Source organism: Amycolatopsis sp. NPDC102389, from assembly GCF_044765885.1.
In the GTDB taxonomy this organism is placed as follows: domain Bacteria; phylum Actinomycetota; class Actinomycetes; order Mycobacteriales; family Pseudonocardiaceae; genus Amycolatopsis.
In genome coordinates, this window is the sequence record NZ_JBIWKX010000001.1 from 327,821 (window position 1) to 347,984 (window position 20,164).

Genomic DNA, 20,164 nt, shown 5'->3' on the forward strand with positions numbered 1-20,164 from the left:
ACATCCGATGTATACCCGACGACCTTCGCCAAGATCTAGGGTCCGTCTGGATTTGTGTCGAAAATTCGTCGGATCAGTCTTGCGAAGTCCCGGTGGCGAGACTCACAGCGGGAATAGTTACCTACTCTAAGCAAGTTGTTCCTCGCGGAACGATCACTGGGGAAGGGAAGAGCATGACCATCGCGCCCGAGCGAGTGGAAGAAACCGTCGCGCGGCCCCTTACGACCGGACGCGCCCGGTTCGTCCTGATCCTCGGCGGCCTGTCCGCCTTCGGGCCCCTGTCCATCGACATGTACCTGCCCGCGCTGCCGCAGATGGCGGGCGAACTGCGCGCGGCGGACGCGACCGTCCAGCTCACGCTGAGCGCGTTCATCATCGGGCTCGCCCTCGGCCAGCTGATCCTCGGACCGCTGTCCGACGCGATCGGCCGCCGCAAACCGCTCGTGGCCGGGCTCGCCCTCTACATGGTCGGCTCGATCCTGTGCGCCGTCGCCCCGACCGCCGAACTGCTCATCGCCGCCCGCGCGGTCCAGGCCTTCGGCGCCGCGGCGGGCATCGTGATCGCCAGGGCGACCGTGCGCGATTTCTACTCCGGCACCGCGATGACGAAGTTCTTCTCGCTGCTCATGCTGGTCAACGGGCTCGCCCCGATCCTGGCGCCGATCATCGGCGGCCAGATCCTCAACTGGACGTCGTGGCGCGGCGTGTTCGTCTGCCTCACCGTGTTCGGTGCGATCCTGCTCGCCGTCGTCTTCTTCCTCCTCCCCGAGCCCCTGCCCGAGGAACGCCGCACGCCCGCGCGGTTCGGCTCGGTGCTGCGGAAGTACGCGAGCCTGCTGGGCGACCGCGGCTTCCTCGGCTACGCGCTGGCCTCCGGGCTGATGTTCGGCAGCCTGTTCGCCTACATCTCCGGCTCGTCCTTCGCGCTGCAGGGCGTCTACGGGCTCAGCCCGCAGGCGTACAGCCTGGTGTTCGGGCTCAACGGCATCGGCATCGTGGCCGTCGGCCAGCTGAACGGGCGCATCGTCGGACGTTTCCCGGAGCGGACGCTGCTGACCGTAGGCCTCGTCATCGCGGCGGTGGCCGGGTTCGGCGTGCTGGCCGCGACGGTGCTGGACCTCGGCCTGATCGGGCTGCTGATCCCGCTGTTCATCCTGGTGTCGAGCATCGGCATGGTCGCGCCGAACGCGAGTTCGCTGGCGCTCGCCGAACAGGCGCGATCCGCCGGTTCGGCGTCGGCGCTGCTGGGCGTGCTGCAGTTCGTCGTCGGCGGGCTGGCGACGCCGCTGGTCGGGCTGGGCGGCCCGGGCACCGCGGTCCCGATGGGGATCGCGATGGCGGCCTTCGGCGTGCTCGCGCTGCTGGCCTTCGGGACCATGACGCGGCCTTCGCGGACCTTGGTCGCCCAGGCGGTTTAAGCCGCTTTCAAACGCTAGGAAAGGACCGTTCCTTGCAAATTTTGCAAGGAACGGTCCTTCCTAGCATCCCGCGCACTCACACGAGGGATGTGAGGTCAGCCGTCCTCAACTGCTCCGCTGTCACCGCCGCGCGTCCCTCGACAAGGGCCTTCAAGGCGTCTCCGTCATCCCACTGGTTGACGTTCATCGCGGCGGTCACCTGCCCGTCGCGCAGCCAGAACGCGGTGAAGTCCCGCGCCGCGAGGTCGCCCCGCACCACGAGTTCGTCGCTTTCGGGATCGGCGAGGCCGCGGTACTCGCACCCGAGGTCGTACTGGTCCGAGAAGAAATACGGGCTCCGCAGGTACGGTTCGTTCTCCCCGAGCAGGTTCCCGGCGACGTGCTCGCCCTGCCATTTCGCGTTCGACCAGTGCTCGACGCGGACGCGTTTTCCGTAGCGGGGGTGGAAATGCGCGGCGATGTCGCCGATCGCGTAGACGTCGGGCGCGGCCGTCCGCAGGCCGGCGTCGGCGCAGACCCCGCCGTCGTCGGACAGTTCCAGCCCGGCGGCGTGCGCGAGGTCGACCCGCGGCGCGGCACCGACGGCCACCAGCACGACATCCGCGGGAAGCTCGTCACCACTCTGGAGGCGGACACCGGTCACCCCATCGGGGCCGCCGGTGAAGCCGGCGACGCCTTCACCCAGACGCCAGTTCACGCCGTGCTGCGTGTGCAGGTCCTTGAAGACGCCGGACACCTGATCGCCCAGTACCGCGAGCAGCGGTGAGCCGACCTGGTCGACCACGGTCACCTCGGCGCCGTGTTCCCTGGCGGCCGCCGCGGCCTCGGTCCCGATCCAGCCCGCGCCGACGATCACCACCCGCCGGGCGTCCTTGAACGCCGAACGCAGCGCCAGCGCGTCGTCGAGGGTGCGCAGGGTCCGAAGTCCCGGCAGATCCCCGCCGGGCACGGGCAACGAGCGCGGCCGGGAGCCGGTCGCGAGCACGAGCCGGTCGAAACGGTGTTCACCACCCGCGTCGTCGTGCACGAGCCGCGCGCCGAGCTCGACCTTGGTCGCGGTCGCGCCGCTCTTGAACGCGATGTCCTTCTCCGCGTAGAAACCCTCGTCGTGCACCCAGTCGGGTTCATCGGTCTTGCCCATCAGAAGGCCCTTGGACAAGGGCGGTAATTCGTACGGGCGATGCGTGTCGGTACCGAGCAGCAGGATCTCGCCCGGGTAGCCGCGTTCTCGCAGCGTCCCGGCGGCCGTCGCTCCCGCGAGACCGGCTCCGACGATGACGATCTTCCTGGGTTCGGACATCCATGACCTCCCAAGCAGTCCCTCCCTCGGACGCTACTCCCGTTCCTCCCCTTCCGGCCTAGCGAGCGCGGAAGTCGATCACGGTTCGCGAGTTCGGTTAACCCATCAGTAGGAATGTCGGGTAACCCGCGTCACGGCCCCGAAACCGCCTCGTCCCAGCCTCGGACGAGAAAGGGAGATCATGGGATACGGGAGGATGAGGACGTTGGCACCCCGGGACGAATGGTCGGTCGGCTGCCGGGATCTCGCGGGCAGGCGCAGGGACGTGACGGTGTTCGTGAGCAGCGACAAGATCGTGCTCGTGGCCCCGCCCGGAGAGGCCGCCGTACTCGGGCCGCTGGACGTGGGGCGCCTGCGCGCCGCGCTCCGCGACGCCGTGGTCGCGGTGGCCGAGCATCCGGATCACAGTGAATGACAACTACCGTTCCTACTTCTGAGTAGGTAGAGTCGGCGCCGTTCGGAAGGAGCCGGCCATGACCACCTACTTCGTGACGGGCGCGACGGGTTTTCTGGGAAAACGCCTGGTCGCGCGCCTACTACGGCGACCCGAGACCGTAGCCGTCCACGTTCTCGTGAGGGAGACCTCACGCGGGAAGCTCCCGAGCCACGAGAAGCTCGTTCCCGTCACCGGCGATCTGACCGAACCCTCGCTGGGCATAGATCCCGCCCGCCTGGGACCCCTCGATCACGTCGTGCACCTCGGCGCGATCTACGACCTCACCGCGGACGAAGCGGCGAACCGCGCGTCCAACGTCGACGGCACCCGCAACGTCCTGGAGTTCGCCGCCGCCGCGAAGGCCGGGCTCTTCCACCACGTCTCGTCGATCGCGGTCGCCGGGCAGTACGCCGGGCGGTTCACCGAGGCCGACTTCGACCTCGGCCAGAGTTTCGCGTCGCCGTACCACGCGACGAAGTTCGAGGCGGAGAAACTCGTGCGACGGCACGGGAAAACGCCGTTCCGCGTGTACCGGCCGTCCGCCGTGGCCGGCGATTCGCGCACCGGTGAGATGGACAAGATCGACGGCCCGTACTACTTCCTCCCCGCGATCTCGCGGCTCGCCGCGCTGCCCCGCCGTCTCCCTCTCGCCGCCCCGGATCTCGGCGCCACGAACCTCGTTCCGGTCGACTACGTCGTCGAAGCGATGGAACACCTCATGCACGTCGACGCGCCCAGCGGCAGCACGTACCACCTCGCGTCACCCCGGCCGCAGCCGCTGCACGAGGTCTACAACGCCTTCGCGCGGGCCGCGGGCGGGCCGAAGATCTCCGCCGTCCTTCCCGCCCGGCCGTCCGGAGCGCTGAAACGCGCCGGGACCCGGCTGGCGAAATCCGCGGCCGCCGGCTTCGACCGGGTCCCCGGCGGGCGCTCGGCCCGCGCGGCGGTGCTCGCGGAACTCGGCATCCCGCTCGAAGTCCTGCCGCATCTGAGCATGGAGGTCGACTTCGACACGAGCGCGACCACGGCCGCGCTCGAAGGCAGCGGGATCACCCTGCCCCCCTTGAAGGAGTACGCCGGCCCGCTCTACCGGTACTGGCTCGCGCATCTGGATCCCGATCGCGGCCGCCGCCGTCCCGGACCGGAACCACTCGACGGTCGCAAGGTCCTCATCACCGGGGCGTCCTCGGGGATCGGACGCGCGTCCGCGCTGGCCATCGCCGCGAAGGGTGGTGAAGTGATCCTCGTGGCCAGGCGCGCCGACGAACTCGAAGAGGTCCGCGAGCAGATCGTCGCGGCGGGCGGCAAGGCGTCGGCGTATCCGTGCGACCTCACCGACGGCGGCGCCGTCGACGCACTGGTCAAGGACGTGCTCGCCGCGCACGGCGCCGTCGACATGCTGGTCAACAACGCGGGCCGCTCGATCCGGCGGTCGCTTTCGCTGTCCACCGAACGGTTCCACGACTTCGAGCGCACGATGGCGATCAACTATTTCGGGCCCGTGCGGCTGACGCTGGGCCTGCTGCCGTCGATGACCGCGCGCGGTTTCGGCCACGTCGTCAACGTGACCACCCAAGGACTGCAGACCGACACCCCGCGCTTTTCCGCTTACCTGGCCTCGAAGGCCGCGCTGGAGGAGTTCGGGCTGACCGCCGGCCGGGAAACGCTTTCCGACGGCGTCACCTTCACCTCGGTCCGGATGCCGCTGGTGCGCACCGACATGATCACCCCGACCGGTTCCTATCGCGGCATGCCGTCGAGCTCCCCCGAACGTGCCGCCGCTCTCGTGGTGAAGGCACTGGAGAAACGGCCGGAGATCCTGAACCTGCCCGAGGGCACGGCCGCCGAACTGGTGACGCTCGTCGCACCCAGGACGGCACGGTTCTTCGCCCACCTCGTCTACCGCGCGATGCCCGAGTCCGCGCCGGAATCCCGTGGCCTGCCCCGGAAGGCTCCGCTCGCCTCGGTGGCGGGCGCGGTCACGCGGCTGGTCTGGCGCCGTCGTCCCTGACGTCCCCGCCGCCGGGCTCGATCGGGGGACGCCCCCGGCCGCTACCATCGGTTTCCGATACGCCGGGGGGGTCGGCGGGCACGGGCCGAGGTAGGGACGACCGGGAAGGGGCAGTGTGGACGTCGCCAGTCCCCCGCTGTCCACCGGACCGGACGCGGAGGTGGTACGTCCGTCCAGGACAGTGCTGCGGCTTTCCCTGCACACGGCGTGGGTGCTCGCGCTCGCCTTCGCCACCGAACTCCGGGTGGGGCGCTTCGGTTTCCACCCGTCGGATCAGGGTTTCATCCTGGCCCAGGCATGGCGGGTGCTGCACGGAGAGGTCCCGCATTCCGACATCATCTCCGCGCGGCCGCTGGGTTCGGCGTACCTGCACATCGCCGACTTCGTGCTGCCGGGGCCGCTGTTCTTCGTCTCCAGCGTGCTCAGCATGCTGGAGATCATCCTGGCGACCATCGCGTTCGCCGTACTGGTCACCCGCCGCCGCGTCCGCGACTGGGGGCCGGGGCTCACCGGGCTGACGGCGGCCGCGTCGCTGCTGAACCTCAACGCGTTCCCGCTGATGGCCTGGCACACGATCGACGGGATCTTCCTGACCGCGTGCGGCGCCTGGGCGCTGGATTCGGGGCTGCGCAACGGCAAGGCGTGGCCGCGACGGCTCGGCCTGGTGCTGCTGGGCACCGCGGTGTTCGTCAAACAGAGTTTCGCGCCGGTGCCGTTGATCGCGCTGTGCTGGCTGCTGCTGCACCCGTCGCTGCGCGAGGGAGCGTTCCGCACCGGCCGCTGGTGGGGTCGGCTGGCCTGGGATCTGCCGGCACTGGGCGCTTTTCTGGTCTTCTACTTCGGAATCGTCACGCTCGACGGCGGGCTCGGCGCGATGGCCGAGCAGCTCACCGGCGGCGTGCCCGCGTACGGCGAGCGGCTTCTCGGGCTGTGGCTGGAAGATCCCGCGTCCCTGCTACGGCCACCGGTGCGGGGCTTGACCTTCTTCATGATCGCCGGGCTGCTTCTGGCGCTGCTCGGGATCTTCCGCGACCGCGCCGGTCTCGCCGGGGCGGTCCTCGCCCGGCTGTTGCTCCTGGCCGGCGTGGCGGTGGTGGTCGGCACCGTCGTCGACGGGCACTTCACCGGCGCGTCGCGCTGGGCGGACGTCCTCTGGTGGATCCTCGGTGTCGCGCTCCTGGTGAACTGGGCGGCGACACGGAGACTCCCGAAAATGGGCGCGCTGGTCTTCGCGACCGGCTTCATGACCAGCCTGTCGTGGGGGAACGACACCCCGACGTTGTTCACCGGAACACTGGCGCTGACGGCGATCCTGCTGCTGTCGGACGCGCTGCCGCCGATGCCGGAGCCGCCTCGCCGGATCGGGCTGGCGGGTGCGACGGCGATGGGCCTGGTCGCGGTGCTGGCGTCGGGCTGGGCCGTGATCGCGCATCACGACGAAGCCGCGTACCTCGACATGGCGCACGAGAAGCTGACCGGCGACCTCGGCACGGTGACGCCGTCGATGCGCGGGATCCGCACGAACCCCGGCACGTTCACCTACATCTCCCAGATCCAGGACTGCGTCACGCGATTCCCCGCCGGGCGCACGGCCGTCCTGCCCGACAACCCGTTCGCCTATCCCGCCTTCGGCCTGCGCAACCCGTTCCCGCTGGAATGGCCGCTGCCGCTGGAGATCGTCGCCGACGCCCCGGAACGCATGCTCTCGACGGCCGACGCCCTCAACCGCGACGGCGACTACCTGGTGCTGTTCCAGACCGTGAGCATGCCCGAGCTGGCCAAGGGCGGTCCAGTCCCCGCCGAGGTCGCGGGGGACGCGCCGATCTTCGACTACCTCGGGCTGGAGAACGCGCTGCGGTCGCGGCTCACCGGGCAGACCGTCACCTGCGGGAGCTTCATCGGCAAGTGGGCGCCCCGCCCCTGACGCGTTTCGTCCTCTGAATGCGGTGGGTCAGTCGACGCCGGCGTCCTCGGGGCGACCGGAAGCGAGACCGGCGAGGACGTCCAAAGCGGCCCCGAGTGTCTCGAGCGGCGGCGACGAGACGGCGAGCCGCACCGCGTTCGGGGCGTGCCCGGGGACGACGGCGAACGCGGCCGCCGGGGTGACCGCGATCCCGCGTCGCGCAGCCGCGGCGACGAAGGTCTCGGCGCGCCAGTGTTCGGGGAGCTCCCACCAGCAGTGATACGCCTGCGGATCGGCGCGCAGGGTGAATCCGGCCAGGCGTTCCGCCGTCACCCGCTGGCGTTCCGCCGCGTCGAGCCGTTTCGCCCGTTCGACGGTTTCGAGGGTGCCGCCGGTGATCCACCGGGTGGCGGCTTCGACGGCGAACCGGGGCGCGACCCAGCCGCCCGAGCGCACGGCCGCGGCGAGCCGTTCCGTCCATTCCGCGGGAACGGCGAGGAATCCGGTGGTCAGCCCCGGGGCGAGCCGTTTGGACATGCTGTCGGTGAACACCGTGCGTTCCGGCGCGTACGTCGCGAACGGACGGACCTCGGGCCGCAGGAAGGTGTAGATCCCGTCCTCGATCACCGGGATGTCCATCCGGCGCACGGTTTCCGCCAGCTCGGCCCGGCGCGCTTCGTCCATTGTGGACCCGAGCGGGTTGTGCAGCGTCGGCTGGACGTACAGCGCGCGGACCGACGCGGCTTCGAGCGCCTCGGGAATCAGCCCCAGGTCGTCGGTCTCGATGGGCACCAGCTGGACGCCGAGCCGCCCGGCGAGCGCCTTGACCACGGGATAGGTGATGGCCTCGACGGCGAGCCGTTCCCCCATCGGCACGAAAGCGGCGATCGCGGCCGCGATGGCCTGACGCCCGCTTCCGGCGAAGAGGATTTCCGGCTTCCAGCCGTCCTTCGTGAACAGTCCGGCGACGGCGTCACGCGCCTGCTTCGAGCCGGAGACACTTCCCGGCCGCAGCGCCGCTGTCAGGACGTCGTCACGCAGCAGCGGTTCCAACGCCTTCCCGACCAGCGCCGTTTGCTCAGGCAGGACGGCGAAGTTGAGCTCGAGGTCGACCGTCGCACCACCCGGTTCGGCGAGCGCGGTCTCCAGCGGCGGCCTCCCGGCGCGCACGAAGGTGCCCCGGCCGACCTCGCCGACCACGACACCTCTGCGGACGAGCTCGCCGTAGACCCTCGCGGCCGTCGAGTTCGCGATCCCGCGTTCCCGCGCGAAACGCCGTTGCGGGGGCAGCCGATCGCCAGGACGAAGCCTGCCCGCCTCGACGTCGGCGGAGATCTCGTCCGCGACTATCCGGTAGTCCTCCATGCCGTCCTTCGATCGCACCGAGTGCATTCAGGGGATTGCACTGGGGATGATGCCATCGAAGAGCCGGAACACCACAACGGCGGACTCCTAGGTTAGCCTAACCTGCGTGGAGACCGTGGAAACCCTCACCGAGCAGAGCACGACGTCCCGTCTGCACGCGGACGCGCTGACGCTCGCCTACGACGGCCGGACCGTGGCCGAAGACCTCGGGGTGGTCATCCCCGACCGGTCGTTCACCGTCATCGTCGGACCGAACGCCTGCGGCAAGACCACCCTGCTGCGCGCGCTCGCCCGGATGCTCAAACCGCGCCGGGGTTCGGTGTTCCTCGACGGCCAGGCGATCAGCTCCTTCCCCGCCAAGGAGGTCGCCCGGCGGCTCGGCCTGCTGCCGCAAAGCTCGATCGCGCCCGACGGCATCACCGTCGCGGACCTCGTCGCGCGCGGCCGGTATCCGCATCAACGCCTTCTGCGCCAATGGTCCCGCGAGGACGCCACCGTGGTCGCGGAGTCCATGCGCGCCACCGGCGTCGACGACCTCGCCGAGCGGCTGGTCGACGAACTCTCGGGTGGTCAGCGGCAACGCGTGTGGATGGCGATGGCGCTCGCGCAGGAGACCGATCTCCTGCTGCTCGACGAGCCGACGACCTATCTGGACATCGCGCACCAGATGGACATCCTCGACCTGTGCGCGGAGCTGCACCAGGAGCAGGGCCGGACGCTGGTCGCGGTGCTGCACGACCTCAACCACGCCGCCCGCTACGCGACGCACATGATCGCGATGCGCGACGGAGAGGTCCTCGCGACCGGCGCGCCCGAAGAGGTCGTGACCGCCGCCAACGTCGAGAAGATCTTCGAGCTGCCCTGCCGCGTCATGCCGTGCCCGGAGACCGGGACCCCGCTGGTGATCCCGAAAGCCGGACGCCGCGCCGCCTGACCGGCTCGGAGTACGTTGGCGGCGGAGGTGCCATGTCACAGCAACTGTGGTCCGAAGTGGACGACTACCTGTCCGGGGTGCTCGTCCCGTCCGATCCCGTCCTCGACGGCGCGCGGCAGGCGTCGGACGAGGCCGGATTGCCGTCGATCGCCGTCGCGCCGAACCAGGGCAAACTGCTCAACCTGATGGCGAGGATGATCGGCGCGCGGTCCATCCTGGAGATCGGCACGCTCGGCGGGTACAGCACGATCTGGCTCGCCCGCGCCCTGCCGCCACAGGGCAGGCTCGTCACCCTCGAATTCGACCCGAAACACGCCGAAGTCGCGCGCGGCAACATCGAAGCGGCCGGGCTCGGCGGGCTGGTCGACGTCCGCGTCGGCAAGGCGCTGGACCTGCTGCCGTCGGTCGAGGGCCCGATCGATCTGGCGTTCATCGACGCCGACAAGGTCAACAACCCGGCCTACTTCGAAGCGTCACTGAAGCTCGTCCGGCCCGGCGGCGTGATCGTGGTCGACAACGTCGTCCGCGGTGGCGCGGTGACCGACGCCGCCAGCGAAGACCCGAACATCCAAGGGATCAGGCGGCTGCACGAGATGATCGCCGCCGAACCCCGTGTCGACGCGACGGCGATCCAGACGGTCGGCAGCAAGGGCTACGACGGTCTCACCGTCGTGCTCGTGAAGCCCTGACGGAACCGCCTCGGTCCAGTGGGGGGGGGGGGGGGGGGGGGGGGGGGGGGGGGGGGGGGGACGCCACCCCCCCCCCCCCCCCCCCCCCCCCCCCCCCCCCCCCCCGCTGCACCGATGGATCACCGCGGCGCCGTGGTGGCCGGCCGCGGCCCGGAGCCGTCCGGCCATCGTGCCGGCTGTCCTCGGTGGACACTGTTCATGAAGCGTTGCCACATATCCGCCGGGAGTGTCCCGCCGGTCAGTTTCTCCCCGGTGGCGTCCCGCATCCGGCGCGGCTCGTCGGAGCCGACCCAGACCGCGGTCGCGAGCTGCGGCGTGTACCCGACCGCCCAGCCGCCGGCGTTGTCGTCCGTCTCGTTGAACCGGAAGTCGCCGGTCTTCAGCGCCGCCGGGCGATCCTTGAGGCCGGTGGCCAGCACCTGGCTCATCGTGCCCGCGATCCGGCGGCTCAGTGCCTCGTCGCCCTGGAACGCGGGCGTCTTGTCCGGCTGCCGTTCCCATACGACTTCGCCGTTCTCGTCCCGGATCTTCGACACCAGATGCGGGGTGGCGCGCATGCCGTCGGCGGCGAAGGTCGCGTAGGCACCGGCCATGTCACTGGCGCGCAAGGGATACCGGCCGACCGCGATCCCGGGGCCGATCAGGAACCCGTCCTTCTCGCGCAGGGTCACCGCGCCGTCGACGGACTCGGGGATCCCGGCCGCGCGGGCGCCGTCACGGACGGCTTCGGCGCCGAGCTTCTTCGCCAGGTCGACGAACGGACCCTGTGCGCCCCGCCCCATCGCCTCGCGCAGCGTGCACTTGCCGGCTTCGCCGCACTGATCCTGGAACTGAAAGGTCTCGCCGAGGAAGTCGACCTTCGCGGGCGCCTTCAGCGGTTCGTCCACGTTCACTCCCCGTTCCAGCCCGGCGGCGAGGATGAACGGCTGGAACGCCGAGCCGGTGCCGTACGGGGTGCCCGCGTAGTCGTGCACGCTCCAGCCACCGCCGTTGTAGGCGCGGATCGCGCCGGTCCCGGGTTCGACGGCGACCAGCGACGCGCGAAAGTGCTCCGGCTGTCCCTTCAGCCGTTCCTTGACCGCCTTCTCGGCTTCGGCCTGGGCGCGCGGATCGATGGTCGTCTCGACCTTCATCGCGCCGCCGCGGAGCCGATCGAGCGGGTAGCCGACCTGCTCGAGTTCGGCGAGGACCTGCTGCTTGATGTGGTACTGCTCGAAGGTGACGCGACCGGCGCGGGTCTCCGACGGCGCCTGGATCGCGTCCTCCGGATAGGTCATGGCGACCGCTTCGGCCTGGCCGAGGTAGCCCCGCGCGACCAGTTTGTTCACCACGTAGGACCACCGCTTCATCGCGTGCTCGTGGCTGGAGGCGTACGGGTCGTGCACCGAAGGCGACTGGATCATGCCCGCGAGGAACGCCGCCTCGCTCCAGGTCATCGAGTCGTCGAGCTTCCGGCCGAAGTAGGCGTTCATCGCCGACGCCGGACCGTAGGTGCCACGGCCGAACGAGATGATGTTGATGTAGCTCTCGAAGATCTCCTTCTTCGTCTGCTGCTGGGTGATCTTCGTGGCGAGCACGAGCTCGGAGAATTTGCGGGTGAGGGTGGCGTCCTCGTTGCCGGTGGACTTCTTGATGTACTGCTGGGTGATCCCCGAGCCGCCGCCGACCCCGGTCACCAGCGCGCGGCCGAGCCCGGTGAGATCGAAACCCTCGTTGTCCCAGAAGGTCGGGTCTTCGGTCGCGACGATCGCGTCGCGCAGTTTCGCGGGGATGGCGTCGTAGGGCACGAACAGCCGGTCGCCGCCGGGCGGGACCACCTTGAGCAGTTCCGAACCGTCGGCGTTCTGCAGGACGACGGTCTTGTCGAGGTCGGCGAGGACCTCTTGCGGACTGCGGACGTCGAGCAGGACGTACGCGAGCCCGAACGCGACGACCGGGATGCCGATCAGCAGGCCGAGCGTCCAGGCGGCGATCCGTCGCCACCTGCGTTTCTTCCGTTTCGGCTCGGGAGTGGCCGTGGTCTCCGACTCGGGTGCGTCTGCGTCATCCGGGTTTTCCACGCCAGGTTAGACGCCCGAACGAGTGAAAAGGTTGTGGGAAAGTCACCGGATCGTACCCGGTTCACGACTTGAAGAATTCTTCATTTGATAATGTGGTCAGATGCCCGTCCCCCTGTACCAGGCCAAGGCGGAGTTCTTCCGCATGCTGGGCCACCCGGTCCGGATCCGTGTGCTGGAGCTGCTCGCCGAAGGCCCGAAGGCCGTCCGCGAGCTGCTCGCCGAGATCGAGGTCGAGGCCTCCAACCTCTCGCAGCAGCTGGCCGTCCTGCGCCGGTCGGGGATCGTCACCTCGACCCGGGAGGGCTCGACGGTGGTGTACGCGCTCGCCGGTGGCGACGTCGTCGAGCTCCTGCGCGCGGCCCGGCGCATCCTCACCGAGCTGCTGGCCGATCAGAACGCCTTGCTCGCCCAGTTGCGCGACGCGGACTGACGCCGTGGCGGGATCGAGGTTTTCGGAATTGCGCTCGCTCCTGCCCGGACGCGAAGACCTGCGCACGCTCAAACGCTCTCCCCGCGGCGATCTCACGGCGGGCCTCACCGTGGCGATCGTCGCGCTCCCGCTGGCACTGGGTTTCGGCATCTCCTCCGGCCTCGGGGCCGAAGCCGGGCTGGTCACCGCGATCGTCGCCGGCGCGCTGGCCGCGATCTTCGGCGGCTCCAATCTCCAGGTGTCCGGGCCGACCGGGGCGATGACCGTGGTGCTGGTGCCGATCATGGCCGCGCACGGACCCGGCGGGGTGCTGACGGTGGGCCTGCTCGCCGGGGTGCTGCTGCTCCTGCTCGCGGTCGCCCGCGCCGGCCGGTACATGCGTTATGTGCCGACGCCGGTGGTCGAAGGCTTCACCCTGGGCATCGCCGGGGTCATCGCGTTGCAGCAGGTGCCCGCCGCGCTCGGCGTCGCCACGCCGGACGGCGAGAAGGTGGCCGTCGTCGCGGCGAAGGCGGTGGCCGATTTCGCCGGGCATCCGGCCTGGCCGTCGATCGCGATCGCGGCCGGGGTCGCCGCCCTGATGCTGCTAGGCGCGAGGTGGCGGCCGTCGATCCCGTTCTCGCTGGTCGCGGTGGCCGTCGCGACGCTCGTGAGCCACTTCGCGCAGCTGCCGGTCGCTCGTATCGGCGCCCTGCCCAACGGTCTTCCCGCGCCCTCGCTGGCATTCCTGGACCTGTCGGCCTTGGGCGCGCTGGCGCCCTCCGCCGTCGCGGTCGCGGCCCTGGCCGCGCTGGAAAGCCTCCTTTCGGCCACCGTCGCCGACGCGATGAGCGTCAACGAACGCCACGACCCGGACCGTGAACTCTTCGGGCAGGGCCTCGCGAACCTCGTCACCCCGCTGTTCGGCGGCGTGCCCGCCACCGCGGCGATCGCGCGTACCGCGGTCAACGTCCGCGCCGGGGCGAAATCGCGGCTGGCCTCGTTCACCCACGCGATGGTGCTGGCGGTGATCGTCTTCGCGGCGGCGCCGCTCGTGGCCACGATCCCGATCGCGGCGCTCGCCGGGGTGCTGCTGGCCACCGCCGTCCGCATGGTCGAGGCGGGCTCGGTCCGCGCGCTCCTGCGCTCCACCCGGCGTGACGCGCTGGTCCTCGTGCTCACCGCGGCCGCGACCCTGATCCTGGACCTGGTCACGGCGGTCATCCTCGGCCTTGTCGTGGCGGGCGCGCTGGCCCTGCGGGCGATCGCGAAGGCGGCTCGCATCGAAGAAGTCGCGCTCGACCACGCCGATCACGCCGCCGAGGAACGGGCGCTGCTGGACGAGCACATCGTCGCGTTCCGGCTCGACGGGCCGCTGGTCTTCGCCGCTGCCCACCAGTTCCTGCTGGAGCTGTCCGAGGTGGCCGACGTCCGGGTGGTCATCCTCCGGATGTCCCGCGTGTCGGCCATCGACGCCACCGGCGCCCTCGTCCTGCGGGACGCCATCGAACGTCTCGAACATCGCGGGATCACGGTCCTCGTGTCGGGGATCAAACCCGGCCACGAAAAGGTGCTCGACGAACTCGGCGTCGCGGATCGGCTCCGCGCGGAGGGCCGGGTGTTCCCGGATACGCCGCACGCCATCGATTTCGCGCACGCCCTGCTGACGTCGCCCTCAAGCGAGGAACGCGCGAAGCAGTGAAGCCGTCCCTTCGACGTGTTCCGTCATCGCCCGGCGGGCCGCCTCGGAGTCCCCGGCGAGGATCGCGTCGACGATGGCCTCGTGCTGGGCATTGGAATGCTCCAGGTTCGGTTCGAGCAGCGGGATCATGTCGAGCAGCTGGTTGACCCGCATCCGCGCGTCGGCCATCGCCGTGGTCAGCGAGCCGGACGCGGTGACCTCGGCGATCGCCAGGTGCAGCCGCGAATCCTTGCGCCGGTAGTCGCCGACGTCGGCCGCCGCGGCTTCGGCGAGTGTGCTGGTCAGATGCTGCCGATCGGCCGGGCTGAGCGAACGCGACGCCGCCATCTCGGCGGCGCCGGTCTCCAGGACGTGCCGGAGGCCGAGCGCGTCCTCCAGCGTGGCGTTGTCGACCTTCCGGCCGTCGGCGGCGGGCGGGTCGGGCAGGACGTCGTTGACGAACGTGCCGCCGTACCGCCCGCGCCGCGACTCGACGTAACCCGCGTCGGACAGCGCGCGGATGGCCTCGCGCAACGTCACCCGGCTGACCCCGAGCCGCTCGGCGAGTTCACGCTCCGAGGGCAGCCGCTCCCCTGCGCCCACCACGCCCAGCCGGATCGCCTGAAGCAGCCTTTCGACGGTCTCCTCGAAGGCGTTGCCCGCGCGCACCGGGCGGAACAGCGCGTCACCCGCGTTCGCGACCGTGCTCGACTCCACGCTTCGAGTTTAGGCGGCCCGCGATTCGTCCTCTGGATGCGGTACTTGCGTGTGCAACTACCGCATCCAGAGGACTAAACGCGGGGGGTCAGCACTCGATGACGTTCACGGCGAGGCCGCCGCGCGCGGTCTCCTTGTACTTCACGCTCATGTCGGCGCCGGTCTCGCGCATCGTCTTGATCGCCTTGTCCAGCGTCACGACATGCGAACCGTCACCGCGCATCGCCATCCGCGCCGCGTGGATCGCCTTCGACGCGCCGACGGCGTTGCGTTCGATGCACGGGATCTGCACCAGCCCGCCGACCGGGTCACACGTCAGCCCCAGGTGATGTTCGACGCCGATCTCGGCTGCGTTCTCCACCTGCGCGGGTGAACCGCCGAGGACCTCGGTGAGCCCGGCGGCGGCCATCGCGCTGGCCGAACCGACCTCGCCCTGGCAGCCGACTTCGGCGCCCGAGATCGAGCCCGTCTGCTTCAGGATCGAGCCGATCGCGCCCGCGGTGAGCATGAACGTCACGATGCCGTCGTCCGACGAACCCCGGATGAACCGCTGGTAGTAGTGCAGAACGGCCGGGATGATCCCCGCCGCGCCGTTGGTCGGCGCGGTGACGACGCGGCCGCCCGCGGCGTTCTCCTCGTTGACCGCCAGCGCGTACAGGCTCACCCAGTCCATCGCGTACAGCGGGTCGCCGACGCCGTCTTCGGCGAGCAGCTTCTCGTGCAACGCCTTCGCGCGCCGAGGCACCTTCAGGCCGCCCGGCAGGACGCCCTCGTGCTCGCAGCCGTTGCGCACGCATTCCACCATGACCTGCCAGATCTCCAGCAGCCCTTCGCGGATTTCCTCACGCGTGCGCCACGAAAGCTCGTTGCGCAGCATGATCTCGCTGATCGGCAGCCCGGTGTCCTCGCAGTGCTTCAGCAGGTCCGCGCCGGTGCGGAACGGGAACTCCAGCTTCGTCGAGTCCTCGACGACGACAGTGTCGGTCTCGTAGGACTCGTCGCGGACGAACCCGCCGCCGACCGAGTAATAGGTGCGCTCGCGCAGCACCTTCCCGTCGGCGTCGAACGCGCGGAAGATCATCCCGTTGGGATGCGCCGGCAACGACTTCCGCCGGTGCATGGTCAGGTCGGTGTCCTCGGTGAACACGATCTCGTGCTCACCACGCACCTTCAACCGGCAGGATTCGCGGATCTCCGCGATCTTGCCGGGCACGGTGTCGGTGTCGATCTCCTCCGGACGCTCCCCGGACAGCCCGAGCAGCACGGCCTTGTCGCTGCCGTGCCCGAACCCGGTCGCGCCGAGCGAGCCGAAAAGCTCGCTCTGGACGCGTGCCGTGGCAGCGAGGTCACCATCGGCGGCCAGACCGTCCACAAAGGTCAGTGCCGCGCGCATCGGGCCCACCGTGTGGGAGCTGGAGGGGCCTATGCCGATCGAAAACAGGTCGAAGACGCTGATCGCCATTGATCTGCCCTCCTTCCTATCTGGCCAGCAGTGAGCTGGCTTCTTGGGCCGCGGGCCCTTCGGCGGCGAGATGGGCCAAGTTCTCCGACAGCTCTTCGCCGCGGTGGGCCTTCGTCTGGGCGAAAAGGCGACCGGCCCGATACGACGAGCGTACGAGCGGCCCGGCCATCACACCAGCGAAGCCCATCGCTTCGGCTGCCTTCGAATGCTCGACGAACTCTTCCGGCTTGACCCAGCGGTCCACCGGATGATGCCGGGGCGACGGCCGCAGGTACTGGGTGATCGTGAGGATCTCGCACCCGGCGTCGACCAGATCCTGCATCGCCGGAGCCACCTCTTCGGGTGTCTCGCCCATACCCAGGATCAGGTTCGACTTCGTCACCAAACCGGCCTCACGAGCCTTCGTGATGACCTCCAGCGACCGCGCGTAACGGAAACCCGGACGGATCCGCTTGAAGATCCGCGGCACCGTCTCCACATTGTGCGCCAAAACCTCCGGCCGCGAACCGAACACCTCGGCCAACTGATCCGGATCCGCGTTGAAATCCGGGATCAACAGCTCGACACCGGTACCCGGGTTCAACGCGTGGATCTGCCGCACAGTTTCCGCGTACAGCCACGCGCCACCGTCCTCCAGATCGTCACGCGCCACACCCGTGACCGTCGAGTAGCGCAAGCCCATCGCCTGCACGCTCTCGGCCACCTTGCGCGGCTCGGTACGGTCCAACGCCGCCGGCTTACCCGTGTCGATCTGGCAGAAATCGCACCGCCGCGTGCACTGGTCCCCACCGATCAGGAACGTCGCCTCACGGTCTTCCCAGCACTCGTAAATGTTGGGACAACCGGCCTCCTCACACACGGTGTGGAGGCCTTCACGCTTGACCAGCCCCTTGAGCTCGGTGAACTCCGGACCCATCCGCGCGCGCGTCTTGATCCACGACGGCTTCTTCTCGATCGGGGTCTGCGCGTTGCGGACCTCGAGCCGGAGAAGTTTGCGCCCCTCGGGGACCGCGCTCATCGGTTGAGGTCCGCGTACAGCGGGTGCTTCTTGGCCAGCAGTTCGACACGGGCGGACAGCGACTGGCGCAGGTCCTCGTCGAAGTCCGGGCGCAGCGCCTCGGCGATGATGTCGGCCACCTCGGCGAAGTCCTCGGCGCCGAAGCCGCGGGTCGCGAGCGCCGGGGTGCCGATCCGGAGGCCGGAGGTGACCATCGGCGGACGCGGGTCGAACGGGACGGCGTTGCGGTTGACCGTGATACCGACGGAGTGCAGCCGGTCCTCGGCCTGCTGACCGTCCAAAGTGGAGTTGACCAGATCGACGAGCACCAGGTGCACGTCGGTACCGCCGGTCAGCACGCGGACGCCGGCTTCGCTGCAGTCCGTGCGCGAAAGGCGGTCGGCCAGGATCTTCGCGCCTTCGAGCACGCGCTGCTGGCGCTCGCGGAACTCCTCGCTCGCGGCGATCTTGAGCGCGACGGCCTTGGCGGCGATGACGTGCTCCAGAGGACCGCCCTGCTGGCCGGGGAAGACCGCCGAGTTGATCTTCTTGGCGAGTTCCTGGCGGGACAGGATGATGCCGCCACGCGGGCCGCCGAGGGTCTTGTGCGTGGTCGTGGTGACGATGTCGGCGTAGGGCACCGGGCTCGGGTGCAGCCCGGCCGCGACCAGGCCGGCGAAGTGCGCCATGTCGACCATGACCTTCGCGCCGACCTCGTCGGCGATGCGGCGGAACTCGGCGAAGTCGAGCTGACGCGGGTACGCCGACCAGCCGGCGATGATCAGCTTCGGCTTGTGCTCCTTGGCGAGGCGCTCGATCTCCTCGATGTCGACGATCCCGGTCTCTTTGTCGACGTGGTACGCGACGACGTTGTAGAGCTTGCCGGAGAAGTTGATCTTCATCCCGTGGGTCAGGTGCCCGCCGTGGGCGAGGTCGAGACCGAGGATGGTGTCGCCGGGGTTGAGCACCGCGACCATGGCGGCGGCGTTGGCCTGCGCGCCGGAGTGCGGCTGGACGTTGGCGTGCTCGGCGCCGAACAGGGCCTTCGCGCGGTCGATCGCCAGCTGCTCGATGACGTCGACGTGCTCGCAACCGCCGTAGTAGCGGCGGCCGGGGTAACCCTCGGCGTACTTGTTGGTCAGCACCGAACCCTGGGCCTCGAGCACGCCCACCGGGGCGAAGTTCTCCGAGGCGATCATCTCCAGGGTCGACTGCTGCCGGTCGAGTTCGGCCGCGACGGCGGTGGCGACCTCGGGGTCCACATCGGACAGGGCAGCGTTGAACATGTCAGTTCTCCTGGGTCAGGACGGCGTACGCCTGGGCGTCGAGCAGGGCGGGCACGTCGCCGGACAGACGCACCTTCAAGAGCCATCCTTCGGCGTACGGGTCCGAGTTGATGAGCTCGGGGGTGTCCGTTGTGGCCTCGTTCACCTCGACGACCTCGCCGTCCACGGGTGCGTACAGCTCGCTGACCGATTTGGTCGACTCGACCTCGCCGAACACCTCGCCCGCGGTGACGGTGTCGCCGACCGAGGGAAGCTGGACGAACACGATGTCACCGAGCGACTCGGCGGCGAAGGCGGTGATGCCCACGGTGGCGACGCCGTCGGCGACGTTCAGCCACTCGTGTTCCTTCGTGTACTTCAGGTCCTGGGGGATGCTCATGGTGATTCGGGGGCCTTTCAGGCGCGGGAGTAGAAGGGCAGGGCGACGACCTCGACGGGCTCGATACGGCCCCGGATGTCGACGGAAAGCTCGGTGCCGGGCTCGGAGTGCTCCCGGTCCACGTAGGCCATGGCGATCGGGTAACCCAGCGTCGGCGAAAGGGCACCGCTGGTGACCTCGCCGATCTCGGTCTCGCCCGCCAGGACGGTGTAACCGTGGCGCGGCGCGCGGCGGCCGGAGCCCTTGAGCCCGACGCGCACCCGGGGAACGTCCTTCTTGGACAGTTCCTCGAGCGCGGCCTTGCCGACGAAGTCGTTCGGCTTCTCGAACTTGACCACGCGGCCGAGGCCGGCCTCGAACGGGCTCAGCTGAAGGCTGAGTTCGTTGCCGTACAACGGCATTCCGGCTTCGAGACGCAGGGTGTCGCGGCAGGCGAGACCGGCCGGGAGCAGGCCGTGCGGCTCGCCCGCGTCGGTCAGGATGCGCCAGACGGCGGGGGCCTCACCGGCCGGGACGTACAGCTCGAAGCCGTCCTCGCCGGTGTAGCCGGTGCGGGCGAGCAGGACGTCGTGACCCTTCACGACGGCCGGGACGCTCGCGTAGTACTTGAGCGCGCCCAGGTCGGCGTCGGTGACCGCACCCAGGATCTCGACGGCCTTCGGGCCCTGGACGGCGATCAGCGCGACGTCCTCGGACTTGTTCTCGACGACCGCGTCGAAACCCGAGACCCGCTCGGCCAGCGCTTCCGCGACCACGGCGGCGTTGCCCGCGTTGGCCACGACCAGGAACTTCTCGTCGGCGAGGCGGTAGACGACCAGGTCGTCCAGCACGCCGCCGTTCTCGTCGCAGATCATCGTGTAGCGCGCCCGGCCCGGCTTCACGCCGGACAGGTTGCCGACCAGCGCGAAGTCGAGGGTGTCGGCGGCCTGCGGGCCGGTCACCTCGATTTCGGCCATGTGGGACAGGTCGAACAGGCCCGCGGCCTCGCGGACCGCCTTGTGCTCCGCCAGTTCGCTGGAATAGCGGATCGGCATCGACCAGCCCGCGAAATCGGTGAACAGCGCACCCAGTCCTTTGTGGACTCCGTGCAGGGACGTCTCTTTCGACATCAAGTGCC

17 protein-coding genes are annotated in these 20,164 nt (G+C 69.7%); 8 read left to right on the forward strand and 9 right to left on the reverse strand.

All coding sequences use genetic code 11. The features are described 5' to 3' along the window. Nucleotides 1-173 precede the first annotated feature (173 nt). A complete protein-coding gene (locus tag ACIRGA_RS01545) occupies nt 174-1,418 on the forward strand; it encodes a Bcr/CflA family multidrug efflux MFS transporter (protein WP_400935543.1) in 1,245 nt (414 codons plus the stop codon). A 76-nt stretch (nt 1,419-1,494) separates the two neighbouring features. Here ACIRGA_RS01545 and ACIRGA_RS01550 read toward each other — a convergent pair whose 3' ends face one another. Beyond that, complete coding sequence (locus ACIRGA_RS01550) at nt 1,495-2,718, reverse strand: NAD(P)/FAD-dependent oxidoreductase (RefSeq protein ID WP_400935545.1); 1,224 nt, start codon at nt 2,716-2,718, stop codon at nt 1,495-1,497. Nucleotides 2,719-2,914: 196 nt separating this feature from the next. Here ACIRGA_RS01550 and ACIRGA_RS01555 point away from each other — a divergent pair, with 196 nt between their 5' ends. The 3 genes from ACIRGA_RS01555 (at nt 2,915) to ACIRGA_RS01565 (ending at nt 7,089) form a co-directional block, all read left to right on the forward strand. Next, the gene (locus ACIRGA_RS01555) at nt 2,915-3,133 is read left to right on the forward strand and encodes a hypothetical protein (RefSeq protein WP_039922712.1); all 219 of its coding nucleotides are present in this window, start codon (nt 2,915-2,917) and stop codon (nt 3,131-3,133) included. A gap of 58 nt (nt 3,134-3,191) precedes the next feature. Beyond that, entirely contained in the window at nt 3,192-5,165 is a 1,974-nt protein-coding gene (locus tag ACIRGA_RS01560) for an SDR family oxidoreductase (RefSeq protein WP_400935547.1), read from the forward strand. A 115-nt stretch (nt 5,166-5,280) separates the two neighbouring features. Beyond that, nucleotides 5,281-7,089: a hypothetical protein gene (locus tag ACIRGA_RS01565; RefSeq protein WP_400935549.1), complete on the forward strand. Its 1,809-nt coding sequence runs from the start codon at nt 5,281-5,283 to the stop codon at nt 7,087-7,089. Nucleotides 7,090-7,116: 27 nt separating this feature from the next. On the opposite strand, the gene ACIRGA_RS01570 is transcribed toward ACIRGA_RS01565, so the two are convergent. Beyond that, the gene (locus ACIRGA_RS01570; protein ID WP_400935675.1) at nt 7,117-8,433 is read right to left on the reverse strand and encodes a PLP-dependent aminotransferase family protein; all 1,317 of its coding nucleotides are present in this window, start codon (nt 8,431-8,433) and stop codon (nt 7,117-7,119) included. A gap of 106 nt (nt 8,434-8,539) precedes the next feature. On the opposite strand from ACIRGA_RS01570, the gene ACIRGA_RS01575 reads away from it, so the two are divergent. Together ACIRGA_RS01575 and ACIRGA_RS01580 are read left to right on the forward strand one after the other, a co-directional pair. Next, a complete protein-coding gene (locus ACIRGA_RS01575; protein WP_400935551.1) occupies nt 8,540-9,367 on the forward strand; it encodes an ABC transporter ATP-binding protein in 828 nt (275 codons plus the stop codon). A 32-nt stretch (nt 9,368-9,399) separates the two neighbouring features. Continuing rightward, nucleotides 9,400-10,056, forward strand: a complete 657-nt coding sequence (locus ACIRGA_RS01580; protein ID WP_400935553.1) for an O-methyltransferase — start codon at nt 9,400-9,402, stop codon at nt 10,054-10,056. A 119-nt stretch (nt 10,057-10,175) separates the two neighbouring features. Here the strand turns inward: ACIRGA_RS01580 and ACIRGA_RS01585 are convergent, their stop codons facing one another. Then, the gene (locus tag ACIRGA_RS01585; RefSeq protein ID WP_400935555.1) at nt 10,176-12,116 is read right to left on the reverse strand and encodes a transglycosylase domain-containing protein; all 1,941 of its coding nucleotides are present in this window, start codon (nt 12,114-12,116) and stop codon (nt 10,176-10,178) included. Between the two features lie 100 nt (nt 12,117-12,216). Between ACIRGA_RS01585 and ACIRGA_RS01590 the strand changes: the two genes are divergently transcribed. Beyond that, entirely contained in the window at nt 12,217-12,546 is a 330-nt protein-coding gene (locus ACIRGA_RS01590; RefSeq protein ID WP_400935557.1) for an ArsR/SmtB family transcription factor, read from the forward strand. Between the two features lie 28 nt (nt 12,547-12,574). Further along, nucleotides 12,575-14,227 (forward strand): SulP family inorganic anion transporter, encoded by a 1,653-nt coding sequence (locus tag ACIRGA_RS01595; RefSeq protein WP_400935559.1) that lies wholly within the window; start codon nt 12,575-12,577, stop codon nt 14,225-14,227. Here ACIRGA_RS01595 and ACIRGA_RS01600 read toward each other — a convergent pair. From ACIRGA_RS01600 to gcvT, 6 genes are all read right to left on the reverse strand, one after another. Beyond that, complete coding sequence (locus tag ACIRGA_RS01600) at nt 14,201-14,923, reverse strand: FadR/GntR family transcriptional regulator (protein ID WP_016336365.1); 723 nt, start codon at nt 14,921-14,923, stop codon at nt 14,201-14,203. The genes ACIRGA_RS01595 and ACIRGA_RS01600 overlap by 27 nt on opposite strands. 88 nt (nt 14,924-15,011) lie before the next feature. Further along, entirely contained in the window at nt 15,012-16,385 is a 1,374-nt protein-coding gene (locus ACIRGA_RS01605; RefSeq protein ID WP_400935561.1) for an L-serine ammonia-lyase, read from the reverse strand. Nucleotides 16,386-16,401: 16 nt separating this feature from the next. After that, complete coding sequence (gene lipA / locus ACIRGA_RS01610; RefSeq protein ID WP_400935563.1) at nt 16,402-17,403, reverse strand: lipoyl synthase; 1,002 nt, start codon at nt 17,401-17,403, stop codon at nt 16,402-16,404. Beyond that, complete coding sequence (glyA, locus tag ACIRGA_RS01615) at nt 17,400-18,668, reverse strand: serine hydroxymethyltransferase (protein WP_360083272.1); 1,269 nt, start codon at nt 18,666-18,668, stop codon at nt 17,400-17,402. Before glyA ends, lipA begins: the two co-directional genes overlap by 4 nt. 1 nt (nt 18,669) lies before the next feature. Next, nucleotides 18,670-19,047, reverse strand: a complete 378-nt coding sequence (gcvH, locus tag ACIRGA_RS01620) for a glycine cleavage system protein GcvH (RefSeq protein WP_016336369.1) — start codon at nt 19,045-19,047, stop codon at nt 18,670-18,672. A gap of 17 nt (nt 19,048-19,064) precedes the next feature. Further along, a complete protein-coding gene (gene gcvT, locus ACIRGA_RS01625; RefSeq protein ID WP_400935565.1) occupies nt 19,065-20,156 on the reverse strand; it encodes a glycine cleavage system aminomethyltransferase GcvT in 1,092 nt (363 codons plus the stop codon). Nucleotides 20,157-20,164: the final 8 nt, after the last annotated feature.